Source organism: Pluralibacter gergoviae ATCC 33028 = NBRC 105706 (assembly GCF_001598855.1).
Taxonomy (GTDB): Bacteria; Pseudomonadota; Gammaproteobacteria; order Enterobacterales; family Enterobacteriaceae; genus Pluralibacter; species Pluralibacter gergoviae.
Genome location: NZ_BCZS01000023.1, coordinates 43,946 through 60,328, shown reverse-complemented (window position 1 = coordinate 60,328; position 16,383 = coordinate 43,946). Strand labels below are relative to the sequence as shown.

At 62.8% G+C, this 16,383-nt stretch carries 14 protein-coding genes; 4 read left to right on the top strand and 10 right to left on the bottom strand.

The genetic code is table 11. The features are described from left to right. Positions 1 to 47 precede the first annotated feature (47 nt). The gene (locus tag ENGE1_RS19635) at positions 48 to 2,204 is read left to right on the top strand and encodes a TonB-dependent siderophore receptor (RefSeq protein WP_064360674.1); all 2,157 of its coding nucleotides are present in this window, start codon (positions 48 to 50) and stop codon (positions 2,202 to 2,204) included. A 171-nt stretch (positions 2,205 to 2,375) separates the two neighbouring features. Here ENGE1_RS19635 and ENGE1_RS19630 read toward each other — a convergent pair whose 3' ends face one another. The 6 genes from ENGE1_RS19630 to ENGE1_RS19605 all read right to left on the bottom strand — a co-directional run bounded on the left by ENGE1_RS19630 (position 2,376) and on the right by ENGE1_RS19605 (position 8,593). Beyond that, positions 2,376 to 3,680: a PQQ-dependent sugar dehydrogenase gene (locus tag ENGE1_RS19630; RefSeq protein WP_045287885.1), complete on the bottom strand. Its 1,305-nt coding sequence runs from the start codon at positions 3,678 to 3,680 to the stop codon at positions 2,376 to 2,378. Further along, positions 3,673 to 4,110 (bottom strand): DUF2231 domain-containing protein, encoded by a 438-nt coding sequence (locus ENGE1_RS19625; protein ID WP_048252815.1) that lies wholly within the window; start codon positions 4,108 to 4,110, stop codon positions 3,673 to 3,675. Before ENGE1_RS19625 ends, ENGE1_RS19630 begins: the two co-directional genes overlap by 8 nt. Positions 4,111 to 4,348: 238 nt before the next feature. Next, positions 4,349 to 5,689, bottom strand: a complete 1,341-nt coding sequence (locus tag ENGE1_RS19620; RefSeq protein WP_048252816.1) for a cation:dicarboxylate symporter family transporter — start codon at positions 5,687 to 5,689, stop codon at positions 4,349 to 4,351. A gap of 219 nt (positions 5,690 to 5,908) precedes the next feature. Then, the gene (locus ENGE1_RS19615) at positions 5,909 to 6,514 is read right to left on the bottom strand and encodes a glutathione S-transferase family protein (RefSeq protein ID WP_048252817.1); all 606 of its coding nucleotides are present in this window, start codon (positions 6,512 to 6,514) and stop codon (positions 5,909 to 5,911) included. 119 nt (positions 6,515 to 6,633) lie between these two features. Beyond that, positions 6,634 to 7,566 (bottom strand): nucleoside recognition domain-containing protein, encoded by a 933-nt coding sequence (locus ENGE1_RS19610; protein ID WP_045287888.1) that lies wholly within the window; start codon positions 7,564 to 7,566, stop codon positions 6,634 to 6,636. A gap of 79 nt (positions 7,567 to 7,645) precedes the next feature. Further along, entirely contained in the window at positions 7,646 to 8,593 is a 948-nt protein-coding gene (locus ENGE1_RS19605) for a LysR family transcriptional regulator (protein ID WP_052097902.1), read from the bottom strand. A gap of 123 nt (positions 8,594 to 8,716) precedes the next feature. Here ENGE1_RS19605 and ENGE1_RS19600 point away from each other — a divergent pair, with 123 nt between their 5' ends. The 3 genes from ENGE1_RS19600 to ENGE1_RS19590 all read left to right on the top strand — a co-directional run bounded on the left by ENGE1_RS19600 (position 8,717) and on the right by ENGE1_RS19590 (position 10,873). Further along, positions 8,717 to 9,250 (top strand): thiamine pyrophosphate-binding protein, encoded by a 534-nt coding sequence (locus ENGE1_RS19600; protein ID WP_043083075.1) that lies wholly within the window; start codon positions 8,717 to 8,719, stop codon positions 9,248 to 9,250. A gap of 11 nt (positions 9,251 to 9,261) precedes the next feature. Then, entirely contained in the window at positions 9,262 to 9,840 is a 579-nt protein-coding gene (locus tag ENGE1_RS19595) for a thiamine pyrophosphate-dependent enzyme (protein ID WP_197737245.1), read from the top strand. 121 nt (positions 9,841 to 9,961) lie between these two features. Further along, positions 9,962 to 10,873 (top strand): LysR substrate-binding domain-containing protein, encoded by a 912-nt coding sequence (locus tag ENGE1_RS19590; RefSeq protein WP_048252819.1) that lies wholly within the window; start codon positions 9,962 to 9,964, stop codon positions 10,871 to 10,873. Here ENGE1_RS19590 and ENGE1_RS19585 read toward each other — a convergent pair. The 4 genes from ENGE1_RS19585 to ENGE1_RS19570 are packed head-to-tail and all read right to left on the bottom strand — an operon-like array spanning position 10,858 to position 16,379. Further along, complete coding sequence (locus tag ENGE1_RS19585) at positions 10,858 to 12,537, bottom strand: electron transfer flavoprotein-ubiquinone oxidoreductase (protein ID WP_048252820.1); 1,680 nt, start codon at positions 12,535 to 12,537, stop codon at positions 10,858 to 10,860. The two genes, ENGE1_RS19590 and ENGE1_RS19585, sit on opposite strands and share 16 nt — an antisense overlap. Before the next feature lie 36 nt (positions 12,538 to 12,573). Further along, positions 12,574 to 13,944: an MFS transporter gene (locus ENGE1_RS19580; protein ID WP_048252821.1), complete on the bottom strand. Its 1,371-nt coding sequence runs from the start codon at positions 13,942 to 13,944 to the stop codon at positions 12,574 to 12,576. A 52-nt stretch (positions 13,945 to 13,996) separates the two neighbouring features. Continuing rightward, positions 13,997 to 15,193, bottom strand: a complete 1,197-nt coding sequence (locus tag ENGE1_RS19575) for a CaiB/BaiF CoA transferase family protein (RefSeq protein WP_064360673.1) — start codon at positions 15,191 to 15,193, stop codon at positions 13,997 to 13,999. 22 nt (positions 15,194 to 15,215) lie between these two features. Further along, a complete protein-coding gene (locus ENGE1_RS19570) occupies positions 15,216 to 16,379 on the bottom strand; it encodes an acyl-CoA dehydrogenase family protein (RefSeq protein WP_048252822.1) in 1,164 nt (387 codons plus the stop codon). Between the last annotated feature and the right edge of the window lie 4 nt (positions 16,380 to 16,383).

Sequence of the window (16,383 nt, the reverse complement as noted above, 5' to 3'; positions counted from 1 at the left end):
ATAATTATTACGTTATAACATATCTATTATTCAGGGGAGTCCTATTCATGTGCACGTCCGCGCGGACCCGTCCGCAACTTAAGCCGCTCGCTGCGGCGCTTATCGCCGCCCTCTGGTCGCTGCCGGCGCTGTCAGAAGATACGCTGACCGTCGTCGGCAGCAGCGGCGATGCCGATGGCCTGCTGGCGAAATCGACCCGCAGCGCCACCAAAACCGATACGCCGATTCTGGAGACCCCGCAGTCGGTATCGGTGATCACCCGTAAGCAGATGGACATGCAGAACGTGCATTCGCTCAACGATGCCCTGCGCTATACGCCGGGCGTCGCCGCCGGGCAGTGGGGCGGGGTGAGCGCCTTCGATCAGTTCTCGATTCGCGGCTTCAACTACGGTTCGACCGGGTTTAACGACCAGTTTCTCGACGGACTGCGGATGAACAACGGCGTGGTCTACGGCTTCCAGCAGGTCGACCCGTTCCTGCTGGAGGACATTAGCGTCCTGCGCGGCCCGGCCTCGGTGCTGTACGGCCTGGCAAGCCCCGGCGGGGTGATCGCCATGAACAGCAAGCTGCCGGTGGCGCAGAGCATTCGCCACGTGGAGCTGGAGGCCGGAAACCGCGAATACCAGCGCGGCTCGTTCGATTTTGGCGGCAAAGTGACCGACGACGGGCGCATTCTCTACCGCATCGTCGGCACCGCCGACACCAAAAATGGCCAGGAGTACGGCACCTCCGCCCGCCGCTGGGCGCTGGCGCCGTCGATCACTTTCCTGCCCGACGACTACAACAAGCTGACCCTGTACGCCCGCGCCCAGCGCGATCCGCGCATGGGGGCGCAGACCTCGCTGCCGGTGGAGGGCACGGCGAAGTATAACCCCAACGGTAAGCTGCCGACCGACGCCTATCCCGGCGATCCGCACCACAATACCTTCTCCCGCCGCCAGGCGGCGGTGGGTTATAGCGCCGAGCACTTCTTTAATAACGACTGGTCGGTGCTGCTCAACGGCCGCTACAGCGAGAATACCTCGAAGTACCATGCGACTATTTTTGGCGGGCTGCACCAGGATGATATGCGCACCATCGATCGCGCCCAGGCGGCATCCGATGAGCACTTCAACACCATTAACCTCGACAACCAGCTGCACGGGCGCTTCAGCACCGGCGAGGTCGATCACCAGCTGCTGGCGGGGATGAGCTGGGACCGTTTTAACGGCCACGCCAACTACGCGGGAGGAGCCGCCTCGCCGCTGGATATTTACGATCCGGACTACCGTAATCCGGTTTATGGTCCGCTGCAGGACTATCAGAACAACCGGATCATGAACACCCAGACCGGGCTGTACGCGCAGGATCAGCTGAGCTGGCAGAAGTGGCGCGGCACCTTCGGCGTGCGCCACGACTGGTCGAGCCAGCGCAACACCAACCTGATGGATAAGAGCGATCGCAGCCGCCAGCGCGACGAAGCCACCACCTGGCGCGCCGGGATCAACTACCTGTTTGATAACGGCGTGGCGCCGTACTTCACCTGGGCCCAGTCGTTCCAGCCCACCAACTCCACCGACCGCAATGGCCGGATGTTCGATCCGTCGCGCGGCGAACTCTACGAAGCGGGTATCAAGTACCGGCCGACCTTTATGGACGCCTTCTTCTCGATTGCCGCCTTTAACCTGACTCAGGATAAGACGCTGGCCACCGATCCGCGCTTCCCGCAGGCCTTTGTTCAGGACGGTAAAATCCGCTCGCGCGGCGTTGAGCTGGAGGCCAGAGGCCAGGTGACTGAGCAATTCAGCGTTATCGGCGCCATGACCTGGCAGGACGTGGAGTACACCCAGTACAGCGACCGCGACGTGGTCGGCCGCCGGCCGCTGCGCATCCCCAGCCGCTACGGCTCCCTGTGGGTCAACTGGCAGGCGCCGGAGGGCACTGCGGTGTCCGGCCTCGGCGCGGGCGTCGGCGGGCGCTTCAGCAACGGCACCAAGGGCGGCACCATGGAAAATCAGTTCAGCACCGCCGGCTACGGCGTGATGGACGCGGAGGTCCACTACGATCTGGGCCACCTGCTGCAGAGCCTGAAGGGCGGCAGGGTGCAGCTCAACGTCGATAACCTGACCAAGCGCGACTACGTGACCAGCTGCTTTACCTACGCGCAGGGCTGCTTCTGGGGCGCCGGGCGGACGGTTGTCGGGAAGGTTATCTGGGATTTCTGATGTAGGGCGGCGCCTACGGTTATCCTTGGTGGAAAACGCCCGGCGGCGCTGCGCTTGCCGGGCCTACGGTTGGCCGCCCTGCGGATGCAGGCCGGGTAAGCGCAGCGCCACCCGGCAAAGGGCCGCGCTGCGCTCGCACGCGGTTGAAAATGCCCGGGGCAGGGGCGCAGGCTACTTCGCGGTCACCCGCCAGACCGCGTTCCCCACGTCGTCGGCGATAATCAGCGCGCCTTCCTTATCCTGATCCAGCCCCACCGGCGCGCCGTAGAGTTCCTTCTCATCTTTAGAGACAAAGCCGCTGACCGCGCTCTCGGGCAGGCCCGCCGGCTTGCCGTCTTTAAAGGCGACGAAGCTCACCCGGTAGCCGTTGAGCGGCGAGCGGTCCCAGCTGCCGTGCTCGCTGATAAAGGCGCCGCCGCGGTACTTCTCGCCCAGCGCGCTGCCGGTGTAGAAGTGCAGGCCCAGCGGCGCAACGTGGGAGCTGAGGGCGTAGTCGGGCTTAATCGCCTGCGCCACTTTATCCGGGCGCGGGGGCTGCACGCGGCGGTCAACGTGCTGGCCGAAGTAGCTCCACGGCCAGCCGTAGAAGCCGCCCTCCTGCACCGAGGTGAGATAATCCGGCACCAGATCGGCGCCTATCTCATCCCGCTCGTTGGCTATCGCCCACAGCCTGCCGCTCTGCGGCTCCCAGCCGAGCCCGGTCGGGTTGCGGATGCCGCTGGCATAGATGCGGCTGGCCCCCGTAGCGACATCCACCTCCAGGATCGCCGCGCGCCGGTACTCGACGTCGAGGCCGTTTTCGGTAATGTTGCTGTTGGAGCCGACGCCGACGTAAAGCTTTTTGCCGTCCGGGCCGGCGAGCAGGCTCTTGGTCCAGTGGTGGTTGATGGTGCCCGGCAGGTCGGCAAGCTCGCTGCCCGGTTCGCGAATCTCGGTTTCGCCGGTTTTATAGGGATAGCGCACTACCGCATCGGTATTGGCCACGTAAAGGTTGTCGCCAATCAGCTGCACGCCGAAGGGCGAGTGCAGGTTTTGCAGAAAAATGTGCTTCTCCCAGCCGCCGTCGCCCCGGCGCAGCAGGGTGATGCGGTTGCCGCCTTTCGCCCCTTTGCCGGACTGATTTTTGACCACGCCGGCGATCAGCTGTTTCGGCGTCGTGGTGGCCTCTTCGCCGGGGCTGTTGCTTTCGACCACCAGAATGTCGTCGTTGGGCAGGACGTAGACCATGCGCGGGTGCATCAGGCCGTCGGCAATCTTCTCTATGCGCAGGCCCGGGGCCACCTCGGGCTTAGCGTCCCCCTGCCAGCCGACGCCTTTCGGCACCTGCATCGGCGGCAGCAGAAAATCCTGGGCTTTCGGCAGCTGCGGGTCCGGGCCCATCTGCTGCTCCGGGGTCAGTTTCGCTTTTTCGTCGCAGGCGCTGAGGGCGAGGGCGAGGGTTATCATCGCCGGGATGAAGAGCAGGCGGTTAGTCATGACGATCCTCCGTGACGTGGCCGAGCGAAAGGGCGATGTTGGCCACCAGCAGGCAGCCGACCGTGATGGCGGAGTAGATAACATTCTGCGGCGCAATGGCGTAGGCATCGCGGCTGTGGACGAAGCTGTTGAGAATGGCGGCCACAATCGCCACCAGGTTCAGCCAGAAGTGAATTTTCACCGCCGACAGCTGCGGCCAGCGGCCGCCGACCCAGACCTGAAACAGATTAATCAGCCGGGGAATGATGGCGAATATCAGGCCAAAGGCAATCAGCCAGCTGGCGCTTTTTCCCCACATCACGTTGGTGCTGTAGAGATAAATAATGTCGAAAATAAGGGCCGCGATAAAAAGCCCGTAGGGAATAGGGTTAAGCAGATTATAAATAACCGCCGCGAATCGATTTTTCTGCGGATAACTATTTTCACGCATTGTGTCAGAGTCCTCTTCATGGCAAAGAATTAACGAAACTGGCGAGGGCAGTAATTCATTTTTACTGGCGGATCGGAGGCGTTGCTTTTTTGTTGTATGGAACTATCGCAGTATACATTCCATTAACAAAATCAGTATGCCGATTCAGAGAAATCTGTTTTCCCGAAATAGCGGTAGCGAAGCGGAATTTCAGCAGAGGATCACCTGCCTTATAGGGCAGGTGAGGTTGAGGGAGCGGTTAATCGCGAATGGCGCGCGCCCGGGCGTCGTTTTTATTCTCCAGCAGGCGGCTTGCCAGCACGCCGGCCATCATCGAGCCGTTGACGTTCAGCGCGGTGCGCGCCATGTCCACCACCGGTTCAATGGCGATAAAAATGCCCACCAGCGCGACCGGGAAGTTGAGCGTTGACAGCACGATCAGCGCCGCAAAGGTGCCGCCGCCGCCGACGCCAGCCACGCCGATGGAGCCGAGCGCAATGGCCGGCAGCATCGCGGCGAGAAAGGTGAGCGAGAAGGGATCGATGCCCAGGGTCGGGGCGATCATCGCCACCATAATCGCCGGATAGATCCCGGCGCAGCCGTTCTGCCCCATGCTGGATCCGAACGAGGCGGCGATGTTGGCAATGGTATTCGGCACGCCGAGTTTTTCCTGGGAGGTAATCGCCAGCGGGATCGACGCGGCGCTGCTGCGGGAAACGAAGGCAAAGGTCAGCGCCGGCCACACGGTTTTGTAGTAGCGCAGCGGGTTGCGCCCGGCCAGCGTGAGCAGCAGCGCGTGGACGATAAACATCATCAGCACCGCCAGATAGCAGGCGGCGATAAAGCCCAGCAGGCTGACGAACTGCTCCATCCGGTAAGAGGAGAACACCTTCGCCATCAGGGCCATCACGCCGTAGGGCGTCAGGGCGATAACGATGCGCACCATTTTCATTACCCAGATCTGCACGGCGTTAATCCCGGCGCTGAGCTTCTCGCCCTCTTCCGGCGCCTCCTTTTTCACCTTCAGCAGCGCCGCGCCCGCCAGCAGGGTGAAGATAACGATGCCGATCACCGATACGCTGCGCGCCCCGGTCAGGTCGAGGAACAGGTTGGTGGGGATAAGCGAGGTTATCAGCGCCGGCAGCGAAACGGCCGCGGTTTTGGCCACGTCGTCGGCGGTAAGCGTGGACTGCAGGTGCGCGAAGGCGCTGGCGTCCAGCCCGATAGCGCGGGCGGTGAGCAGGCCGATAAAGCCGGCGATCATCACCAGCAGCAGCATACAGCCGACGATGGTCAGCGACATGCGGCCAAGTCCGGCGGCGTGCTCCAGCTTATTGATCGCCGAGAGGATCGAAATAAAAATAAGCGGAATGGCCACCAGCTTGAGCAGGTTAACGTAGCCGTTGCCGACGATGCTGTACCAGTCGATCACTCGGCGTCCGGCGTCGGCGCCGATAAAGTGCAGCGAGACGCCGATAAGCGCGCCGAGGAACATGGCGATAAAAACGCTTTTGGAGAGCGAGTCTTTGCGAAGATCGAGTGTAAAGATGCCGTAGCTGCACAGCAGAAAGAGCGCGATATACGCGGCGGTGGTAAACATGATGTAGCCTCTTGCCCCATTCAGCACCTGAAATGCCGGAAAGAGAGGATGAAAAGTAAAACCCGATCCCGCCCGGGACCGGTGCCGCCGGGAATTATAGAGAGTTAATGCCTTAATCACTACTTTTAATAAGTGTATTATCCGGCAAGCGGCGCGATATCAGGCATGTATTGGCGGCGAGGAGCTTTGCCGGAAGCAGAAGATCTGCTTCCGGGGCGGTTAAGGGAGCGGATACTGTCTGAAGGCAGGCTGGCCGTTGAAATGGGCGCTGAAGGCCTGAATGCGGGCAAACGCCTGCGCCTCTACGACCTGCGGCAGCATACGCTGAATAAAGTCCCAGACCGCGGCGGCGGTCACCGCTACCTGATCGGCCCGCCCGGCGGTCGGGCGGCCCGCGAGCAGCGTCTCCCACTCGCCGCAGGCGGCCAGCAGCTGGCGGCTGACGCGGTCAATCCACGGCTGATGGCGCTTCTCTTCCGGGCGCAGCCGGTGTTCGTAGACGTACTGCACGGCCTTTTCGCAGGCAACCAGCATCACCCCCAGCAGCTGAAGGTCGGCGGCCCGCGCTGCAGGCTCGGACGGCATCAGCCTGTGCTGCGGCCCGGCAAGCGATTCGAAGTAGTCAATAATCAGCGTCGAGTCCATCAGGCGCGTGCCGTCATCGAGCAGCAGGGTGGGCGCTTTCACCAGCGGATTGAGCGCGGAGAAGGCCTCCATGTCGCTGAACACCGACAGCGGTAAATGTTCAAATTCAACCTCATAGAGCGCAAGCGAGATTGCCGTGCGCCGGACGTACGGCGAGTCGAGCATACCGATAAGCTTCATTCCTGCTCCTTTGCAAAGGGTTATTGGCGTCTTTCAGAAATATTCATTGTGCCTGCATATTATCTCCCCTGAACAGAGCGGAGAGGGCAATAAAACAGCGGCGGTCGGGCGTTTAGCCCTCAAAACAGCACCATATGCAGCACCCCGCGCAGGGCAATCCCGGCAATGGCGGCAGGAACCACGAAGCGGAACAGGCGCACGAAGCGGGCGCTGACGCCGAGGAAAATGCCGATGCCGGGCAGGTCAAAGGTCTGCACCAGCAGCCCCGCCGAGGCGTTAAGCTGCTGAACGGTCACTTTTCCGTGCTGCGCCATTTCCGAAATAATGCCGAAATAGGCTGTGCCGCCCGCCACGCACTTCACCAGTGCCGGCAGGACAAAGTTTTGCGGGATCTGCAGCCACGAGAGCAGGGGCATCAGCAGGCGCTGCAGCATCTCGATAGCGCCCGCCGCCTGCAGCAGCCCGACAATCGTTAAGGAGAGGATCAGCATCGGCACCGCGCCGAGCGCCAGGCGGATGGCATCCGCTCCCGCGCTGTTGATCACCGCGATAAGCCCGCGCCCGCTCTGCTCGTTATCGGGCAGCACTTCGGCGCGGGCGTTTTCGGCGAGGGAGAGCCGGCGCCCGCTGACGTACCAGCAGAACGCCGCCGCGCCCAGGCCGCCGATGATTGAGATAGCGATGGCCGCCGACCAGTGCAGGCCAAAAGGGGTCAGCGGATAGAAGACGTTGCCCTGGCCCATGGCAAACACCATCGCCAGGGTGGCCGCCATCTGGCGGTCGGAGACGCCGCGCTTGTCCATGATAGCCAGCGTGGCGAGCGGGGCGGCGAAGCTGACGAAGTTAATCTGGATCAGCGCAAAGGCGCTCATGCCGGTCAGGCCAAACGGTTTGAGTAGCGGCGCCAGCCAGCGGACGATGGCATCGAGAATGCCGCGGACTTCGAGGTACTTCATCACGATCAGCATCACGACCATGATCGGTAAAAGGGTATAAAGCGCAACGTCGACGGAGGACTTTCCCGCCGACATGATGATGCCAATAACGTCCATGGATAATCACAGTAATCAGGTCAAAGCGTGGCGCCATCATAGCGCTGCCGTCGGCAGCCGCACAATCGGAACTGCGCCTTTACCCGCTAACCAGGCTGCACAACGCTTCGCCCGCCGGGGGCGTTAACAGCCGCGCGTGGGGCCAGCCGCCGTCGCCAATGCGCTCGCGCAGGCAGGCGTCGAACAGCCCCAGCACGTGTCTGGCGGCGGGCGATTCGCCCGCCAGCGGCAGGGCAAAGCCGAGGGTACGCGTCAGCGGCGGATCGCCTACCGGCGCGCAGCAGAATGTCCCGCAGGCGCGCGCCTCCTCAATGGCGATGGCGGGAAGCAGGGTCATCCCGGCCCCGGCCAGCACCAGCTGTTTCTGGACGCTGAGGCTATCGGTCTCCGTCACCACCTTCAGCGCCGCGTTCTGCCGCCGGGCCGCGCGCTCCGCCAGCCTGCGGATGCCGTGGGGCAGCGGCGGCAGGATCAGCGGCGTTCGCGCCAGCGTCTGCCAGCTTACGCCGCCCGCCGGCAGCGCCGCATTGCCCGGGCCCACCAGCCAGAGAGCCTCCTCCAGGCTGGGGATAAAGCGGTGGTGCTCCTCGTCGTCGGCGTAGACCAGGGCGCAGTCGATGCTGCCCCGGCTCAGCCCTTCGCGCAGGTGGCCCGCGTAGCCGCTGACGATATTCAGACGCAGGGCGGGAAAGGCCGCGGTGACCCGGGCATAGAGCGGCGCCGAGAGCAGGTCGCAGAGGCTGGGCAACATGCCGAGCGTGACGCTGCCGGACACCTGCTGGACGCTGGCGCTTATCTTATACCGGGCCTCGCTCAGCTCATCGAGGATGCGGCGGGCGTGTCCGGCCAGGATCTCGCCCGCCGCGGTAAGGACCATTCCGTGCGGGGAACGGTCGAACAGGCGGGCGCCAAATGCCTCCTCAAGCAGCTTTATCTGGCGCGAGACGGCGGGCTGGACGAGGTGCAGCTGCGCCGAGGCCTTCGTCACGTTGCCGGTGTCGGCGACGGCCAGCAGCGCCTTGAGCATTTTGATGTCCAGAAGCCCCCCTTATACCGATAGCTGATTGCTGCTATGATGTAATTCTATTGTAAATCACATGTTATCGATGGTTATGCTGGCGATCCACAACTGACGGCGAAAGGTATAACCATGATCGCAGAAAACAGAGAGAGGGCGGACTGGCAGCAGGCGGTGTTTGACGCCCTGAAGCAGGGCGGTATTGCGCAAATTGCCTACGTGCCCGATGCCGGGCACAGCAAGGCGATTCTCGCGGCGAAGGCCGATCCCGATATTGCCGATGTGGTGCTGACCACCGAGGAAGAGGGCATCGGCGTGGCGGCGGGGGCCTGGCTCGGGGGGCAGCGCGCGGCGCTGCTGATGCAGAGCAGCGGCGTTGGCAACTGCATAAACATGTTCTCCCTGCTCTCCAACTGCCAGTTTCCGTTCCTGACCCTTATCACCATGCGCGGCGAGTACGCCGAGTTTAACCAGTGGCAGGCGGCGATGGGGCTGAAAACCCAGGCGGCGCTGGAGCTGATGGGCATCACCGTGATGCGCGTCAGCCGTCCGGAGGAGGCGCAGGAGATCGTCAGCGCCGCCGTGGATGCGGTATTTGAGGGCGGGGCGCAGATTGCCGTCCTGCTGTCCCAGAGTCTGATTGGCCGTAAAAAATGGCTGCGCTGAGGGAGGGGAATATGAGCCACATTGACCGCCGGCAATTTGTTGCCGGACTGATTGCGCAGATCCCGGATGCGCTGATCGTCACCGGCCTGGGATCCGCCGCCTATGACGTCTTCGCCGCCGGCGACCGGGATGAGAACTTCTATCTGTGGGGGGCGATGGGCGGTGCCGCCGCTACCGGTCTGGGGCTGGCGCTCGCCCGGCCCGAGCGCACGGTGGTGGTGGTCACCGGCGATGGCGAAATGCTGATGGGGATTGGTACTCTCGCCACCATCGCCGCCCGGGCGCCGGATAATCTCAGCGTGGTGGTGCTGAATAATGGCCACTTCGGCGAGACCGGGATGCAGCCGAGCCACACCAGCTGCGGCACGCGGCTGGAGAGCGTGGCGCAGGGATTCGGGATTGCCCATACCCTGACGCTGGAGAGCATCGACGGGCTGACGGCGCTGGTGGCGCAGATCCAGGCCCGCTCCGGCGCGGTGTTTGCCGATGTGCTGATTGCGGTGGATGAGCCGCCGCGCAGGCTGCCGCCCCGGGACGGCAGCTTTGTGAAAAACCGCTTCCGGCGCGCCCTGGGGCTGAGTCCATTTTAACCGTTCTGCGCGGCCGCCTCCCCGGCGGCCGTCGGCGGCGTACAGAGTGCACATCTGGCCCCGCCGCCGGCGCGCAGGTGTGCCAGGTTTAGTGCGCATAACAATACCGCGGGGCTGCCTGATGCATTTTGATATTACCGACCTGAAACTTTTTCTCGCCATCAGCGAAGAGGGCAGCCTGACGCGCGGCGCAGAAAAAACGCACCTCTCCGCCGCCTCGGCCAGCGTGCGCATCCGCAATCTTGAAGAGAGCATCAACGCCCGTCTGCTTTACCGCAGCAGCCAGGGCGTGGCGCTGACGCCCGCCGGGGAGACCCTTCGCCACCACGCCCGCCAGCTGCTCAACCAGATGGCGGTGATGCGCAGCGATATGCAGGAGCACGGGAAGGGCATTAAGGGGCTGGTGCGGATCTTTGCCAGCATTACCGCCGTGGCCGAATACCTTCCGCCGCTGCTGAGCCGCTACCTGGCGCAGTACAGCGACGTGGATATCGATCTGCGGGAGTACCCCAGCCCGGAGATCGTGCGCTCGGTGCTGGAGGGGAAGACCGATCTCGGCATTGTCGCCGGCAGCATTACCACCGACAGCCTTGAGCTTCTGCCCTTTCGCACCGACCGGCTGGTGCTGGTGGCGCCGGTCGATCATCCGCTGGCGGAGAGAAAGAGCGTCAGCTTCGCGGAGTCGATGGCGTATGCGCAGATAAGTCTGCCGGAGGGGACCGGCATGTACGAGTTTATCCGCCGCCAGGCCGAGCAGGCCGGCAGCGCGCTCAAGATCCGCATCCAGGTGGGTAACTTCGAAACCTTCTGCAGAATGGTTGAAGCGCAGGTGGGGATCGGCGTGATGCCCTTCTCGGCGGCATCGCGGCTGGGGCAGCTGCACCGCTTTGCCATTATCGATCTTAACGACCTCTGGTCCCTGCGAAGGCTCCATCTCTGCGCCCGCCGCTTCGACAGGCTGCCCGGCTACGCCCGGCAGCTGGTGACGCTGTTGATGCCGCCTTCTCAGGGCGCGGGCTACATTCCCGTGTAGTTGGGGCCTTCTCCGCCCTGCGGCGCGGTCCAGGTGATATTTTGCCGCGGATCTTTGATGTCGCAGGTTTTGCAGTGGACGCAGTTCTGGGCATTAATCTGCAGCCGCGGTGCATCGCCCTCGTTCACATACTCGTAGACCCCGGCGGGGCAGTAGCGCGCCTCGGGGCCGGCGTAGGTCTCCAGGTTGACGGCCACCGGAATGGCGCTATCGCTCAGGCGCAGATGGACCGGCTCATCCTCGTCGTGCCAGGTGTTGCTCAGGTAGACCGATGAGGGCAGATCGAAGGTGATTTTACCGTCGGGTTTGTCGTAGATCTTCGCGCTGCAGCGGTCGGCGGGGCGCAGGGTCAGATGATCGGCGACGCTGTTTTTGACCCGCCACGGCGCCTTTTTCACGCCCAGCCTCGGCAGCAGCCAGTGCTCAACGCCGGTCATCATCATTCCCACGGCGCGGCCCTTCTTGAACCAGGGTTTAAAATTGCTGCCCTGTTCCAGCTCCTGCCACAGCCAGCTCTCCTGCAGCCGGGTCTGGTAGGCGCTGAGGCTGTCGTGCTGCCTGCCGCTCTGCAGAGCCTCAAAGACCGCCTCTGCGGCCAGCTCGCCGCTTTTCATCGCCGCGTGGCTGCCCTTGATGCGGCTGGCGTTGAGGGTGCCGCTGTTGCAGCCGATCAAGAGTCCGCCGGGAAAGCAGGGCGTCGGCATGGAGGGGATGCCGCCGTTGTTGATGGCCCGCGCGCCGTAGCCCAGGCGTTTGCCCTGCGCAATGTGGCGGCGGATGGCGGGATGGGTTTTCCAGCGCTGCATCTCCTGGTAGGGGCTGAGGGTCGGGTTGGGGTAGTCCAGGCCGACGACCAGGCCGAGGGCCACTTTGTTATCGTTCAGGTGGTAGAGGAAGCCGCCGCCGAAGGTCTCTTTATCCATCGGCCAGCCCGCCGTATGGATAACCAGCCCCGGCTGGGAACAGGCTGCCGGGACCTCCCACAGTTCTTTGATGCCGAGGCTGAAGCTCTGGGGCGCTTTGCCGTCGTCAAGGTGAAAGCGGGCAATCAGCGCCTTGCCGAGCTGACCCCGCGCGCCTTCGGCAAACAGCGTATAGCGGGCGCGGATCTCTATCCCGCGCTCGAAATTCTCCTTCGGCGTGCCGTCCCGGTGCAGCCCCATGTCGCCGGTGGCTATCCCAACCACGCTGCCGCTGTCGTCATAGAGCACTTCGGTTGCCGGAAAGCCGGGAAAGATATCCACTCCTGCCGCTTCCGCCTGGCCGGCAAGCCACTTCACCAGATTGCCGAGGCTGATGATGTAGTTGCCGTGATTGCGCAGATTGTCGGGCACCAGCAGGTCCGGCGTGCGCAGCGCCCTGCCGCGGGTGAGAAACAGCACCTCATCCTGCGTTACCGCCTGGGTCAGGGGGGCGCCGCGCGTGCGCCAGTCGGGAATAAGCTCGTCGAGGGCGCGCGGATCCATCACCGCGCCGCTCAGGATATGGGCCCCCGGCTCGGAGCCTTTGTCGATGACCATTACCGACAGGTCGGCCCCGGCCTCGTTGGCCAGCGATTTCAGGCGGATCGCGGCGGCAAGTCCCGCCGGACCGGCGCCAACAATCAGGACATCGCACGCCATCGTTTCTCGCGGCGGCTGTGCTTGCGGGTGTTTTTCGTTCATCTCTTGCTCCCGTACTCTGCGCAAGGTGCGCAGAGGTCAGTTTTGGCTATCGGATATCAGGGCCGGTTTGCGGCTTCTTATTTGCGTCAGATCTTCAACTTTGCCGTCGCCGTCAAGCCAGCCGTGTTTCTGCAGGTTGGGCAGCAGCAGGGCGGCAATCAGCGACAGGCAGGTCATCACCGCCACGTAGATGAAGTAGTTACTCTCAATGCCCTGCGAGCGGGTCCAGAGGGCGACGTACTCCGCCGTGCCGCCGCACAGGGCGTTGCCTACCGCGTAGGGCAGCGATACCCCCAGCGCGCGGATGCCCGCCGGAAAGAGGTCGGCCTTCAGCACGCCGGTGATGGGGGTATAGAAACTGGCGATCAGCAGCCCGGCGGCCACCAGCAGCAGCGCCGACCAGACGTCCGTCGCGCCGCGCAGGAGGGTCATCAGGGGGATCACAAACAGGGTGGCGAGCACGCCGAAAATGATCATGCTGGTGCGGGAGCCGATGCGGTCTGCCAGGGCGCCGAACAGCGGCTGGACGACCATAAACAGCACCAGCGCCGACGTCATGATCAGGCCAGCGCTCTCCGGCGACATGCCGACGGAGAGCACCAGGTACTTCTGCATATAGCTGGTGAAGGTGTAAAAGTAGAGCGAGCAGCCCATGGTGATGAACAGGGTCACGGTGATGGCGCGCGGATATTTCATCAGCTCGCGCAGGGACCCCGCTTTGGTGTGGGCGCTTTTTTTCGCCACCAGCGTTTCCGCCATGTGGCGGCGAACGTAGACCACCGCCAGCGCGCTGAAGGCGCCGATGAGAAAGGGGATACGCCAGCCCCAGGCGTGCATCTGTTCGGCGGTCAGCAGCAGCTGCAGGAGCGAGATGGTCAGCAGCGCCAGCAGCTGGCCGGCAATAATGGTCATATACTGGAAGGAGCCGAAGAAGCAGCGGGTGCCCTTGCGCGAGATTTCGCTGATGTAGGTGGCGCCCGTACCGTACTCGGCCCCGACGGAGAGCCCCTGCATCAGCCGCGCCACCAGCAGCAGCGCCGGGGCGGCGACGCCGATACTGGAATACACCGGCATCACGGCGATCAGCAGCGAGCCGCCGCACATCAGAAATACCGACAGGACCATCGCCACCTTGCGTCCCTTATTGTCGGCGATATAGCCAAAGATCCAGCCGCCAATCGGGCGCATAAAAAAGCCGACCGCAAAGATCCCGGCGCTCGCCATCAGCTGGGTCGTCTGATTGCCGTCGGGGAAAAAGAGCGAGGCAAAATAGATGGCGGTATAGGCGTAAATAAAAAAGTCGTACCACTCCACTAAATTACCCGCGCAGGCGCTGATAATAGAGGTGATGCGGTTTTTATTACTCAGGGCATGGGTTCCCTCGGGAACGGGCAGTTCTCTGGACATAGGGGATGCTCCACATTAGTCGTCAGGGTAAGATGTTTTTATTTTTTAAGGGTCAGATAATGTTATTTTTTTTCAGCTGGCTAATCTGTTCCGGCGCATAGTGCAGCTCGGCGAGTATTTTTTGCGTATGCTCGCCGAGCGCCGGAACGGCGGTCATTTGCGCATCGTCCGCGCTGGCGATGCCGGGCGGCAGCAGGGCCGGCACCGGCCCTGCCGGGGTATCAATGGTGACCCAGCGCTGGCGCGCCCGTAATTGCGGATGCTGCCACAGGTCTTTTAATTCATTCATTCTGGCATTAGCGATTTGCGCCGCGTCGAGGCGCTGCAAAATATCTGCCGCCGGATAATCGCGAAAGACGGAAATAATAATTTCATTCAGCAGTTCGCGGTTTTTTACCCGCAGCGAGTTGCTGATAAAGCGCGGATCGTCCGCCAGCGCCGGGCGGCGTAATACCGTTGCGCAAAAGCGCTGCCACTCGCGCTCATTTTGCACCCCGAACAGCACCGATTCGCCGTACTGCGCCGGAAACGGGCCGTAGGGATAGATGGTGGCGTGCGACGCGCCGGTGCGCACCGGCGGCTCGGCGCCGTTAAAGGTGTAGTAGAGCGGGAAGCTCATCCATTCGGCCATGCTCTCCAGCATTGAGATATCAATGCGCTGTCCCCGGCCGGTGCGGCTGCGCAGGTTCAGGGCCGCCAGGATATTGGTCAGGCTGTACATGCCGGCGGCGATATCGGCAATCGAAATCCCGGCTTTGGCGGGCGTATCGGCGCTGCCGGTAACGCTGAGAAAGCCGGATTCGCTCTGGATAAGCAGGTCGTAGGCGCGCTTGTCCCGGTAGGGGCCCGGCGCGGCCGGGCTGTCACCGTAGCCGGAGATATCGCAGACGATAAGCCCGGGATACTGCGCCGACAGGCTCTCCCAGTCCAGCCCCATGCGCGCGGCGGCGCCGGGAGCGAGATTCTGGATAAACACATCGGCGCTGCCGATCAGCCGGTGCAGCACCGCGCTGCCTTCGTCCGACTTCAGGTCGAGGGCGATGCTCTCCTTCGAGCGGTTGGTCCAGACGAAGTGGGAGGAGATGCCGTTGACGCGCTCGTCGTACCCGCGGGCAAAGTCGCCGGTACCGGTACGCTCGACCTTAATGACGCGGGCGCCGAAGTCGGCGAGCTGCCGGGTGCAGAAGGGGGCGGCGATCGCGTGTTCGATAGACACCACGGTGATCCCGGATAGCGGTAGCTGTTTCATGATCTTTCTCCGGCGGTTGCGGTCAGAAGGAGCGCGGCAGTTCCAGCACGTGCTCGGCGATGTAGCTCAGGATCAGGTTGGTGGAGATCGGCGCCACCTGATAGAGGCGGGTTTCGCGGAACTTGCGCTCCACGTCATATTCGGTGGCAAACCCGTAGCCGCCGTGGAACTGCAGGCAGGTGTTGGCCGCTTCCCAGCTGGCTTTGGCGGCCAGATATTTGGCCATATTGGCCTGCGCGCCGCAGTTGAGGTGCTTATCGAAGAGTTCGCAGGCCTTAAAGCGCATCAGGCTTGCGGCTTCCACCTCGATAAAGGCCTCGGCAATCGGGAACTGCACGCCCTGGTTCTGGCCGATGGGGCGGCCAAAGACTTCGCGCTCGGAGACATAGCGGGTCACGCGGTCGAGGAACCAGTAGCCGTCGCCGATGCACTCGGCGGCGATCAGCGTCCGCTCGGCGTTCAGACCGTCGAGGATGTAGCGAAAGCCCATACCCTCTTCGCCGATCAGGTTCTCTTCCGGAATTTCGAGATTTTCAAAAAACAGCTCGTTGGTTTCGTGGTTCACCATATTGGCGATCGGCCGCACGGTCATGCCGCTCTTCATGGCCTCTTTAATATCGACCATAAAGATGGACATCCCTTCCGACTTGCGCCTGACCTCCGCCAGCGGGGTGGTGCGGGCCAGCAGGATCATCCAGTCCGAGTGCTGGACGCGGGAGATCCACACCTTCTGGCCGTTGATGACGTAGCGGCCCTCTTTTTTGACCGCGGTGGTTTTGATTTTGGTGGTATCCGTCCCGGTAGTGGGTTCGGTGACGCCCATCGACTGCAGGCGCCATTCGCCGCTGGCGATGCGCGGCAGCCAGAAGGCCTTCTGCTTTTCCGAGCCGTGGCGCAGCAGGGTATTCATGTTGTACATCTGGCCGTGGCAGGCGCCGGAGTTGCCCCCGGAGCGGTTAATCTCCTCCATGATAATCGACGCTTCCGTGAGCCCCAGTCCCGAGCCGCCGTAGGCTTCCGGGATCAGCGCCGCCAGCCATCCCGCGGCGGTCAGGGCGTCAACAAACGCTTCCGGATAGGCCTTCTCTTCATCAATTTTGCGGTGGTACTCGTCGGGAAACTCGCTGCAAAGCGCGCGAACCGCGTCGCGAATATCCTGGTAGTTATCCTGTTCAATGCTTTTCATCTTT

Excerpts from the sequence above, each read along its gene's own strand:
- ENGE1_RS19635 (WP_064360674.1), top strand. The coding sequence starts at position 48 with ATGTGCACGTCCGCGCGGACCCGTCCGCAACTTAAGCCGCTCGCTGCG.
- ENGE1_RS19630 (WP_045287885.1), bottom strand. The coding sequence starts at position 3,680 with ATGACTAACCGCCTGCTCTTCATCCCGGCGATGATAACCCTCGCCCTC.
- ENGE1_RS19625 (WP_048252815.1), bottom strand. The coding sequence starts at position 4,110 with ATGCGTGAAAATAGTTATCCGCAGAAAAATCGATTCGCGGCGGTTATT.
- ENGE1_RS19620 (WP_048252816.1), bottom strand. The coding sequence starts at position 5,689 with ATGTTTACCACCGCCGCGTATATCGCGCTCTTTCTGCTGTGCAGCTAC.
- ENGE1_RS19615 (WP_048252817.1), bottom strand. The coding sequence starts at position 6,514 with ATGAAGCTTATCGGTATGCTCGACTCGCCGTACGTCCGGCGCACGGCA.
- ENGE1_RS19610 (WP_045287888.1), bottom strand. The coding sequence starts at position 7,566 with ATGGACGTTATTGGCATCATCATGTCGGCGGGAAAGTCCTCCGTCGAC.
- ENGE1_RS19605 (WP_052097902.1), bottom strand. The coding sequence starts at position 8,593 with ATGCTCAAGGCGCTGCTGGCCGTCGCCGACACCGGCAACGTGACGAAG.
- ENGE1_RS19600 (WP_043083075.1), top strand. The coding sequence starts at position 8,717 with ATGATCGCAGAAAACAGAGAGAGGGCGGACTGGCAGCAGGCGGTGTTT.
- ENGE1_RS19595 (WP_197737245.1), top strand. The coding sequence starts at position 9,262 with ATGAGCCACATTGACCGCCGGCAATTTGTTGCCGGACTGATTGCGCAG.
- ENGE1_RS19590 (WP_048252819.1), top strand. The coding sequence starts at position 9,962 with ATGCATTTTGATATTACCGACCTGAAACTTTTTCTCGCCATCAGCGAA.
- ENGE1_RS19585 (WP_048252820.1), bottom strand. The coding sequence starts at position 12,537 with ATGAACGAAAAACACCCGCAAGCACAGCCGCCGCGAGAAACGATGGCG.
- ENGE1_RS19580 (WP_048252821.1), bottom strand. The coding sequence starts at position 13,944 with ATGTCCAGAGAACTGCCCGTTCCCGAGGGAACCCATGCCCTGAGTAAT.
- ENGE1_RS19575 (WP_064360673.1), bottom strand. The coding sequence starts at position 15,193 with ATGAAACAGCTACCGCTATCCGGGATCACCGTGGTGTCTATCGAACAC.
- ENGE1_RS19570 (WP_048252822.1), bottom strand. The coding sequence starts at position 16,379 with ATGAAAAGCATTGAACAGGATAACTACCAGGATATTCGCGACGCGGTT.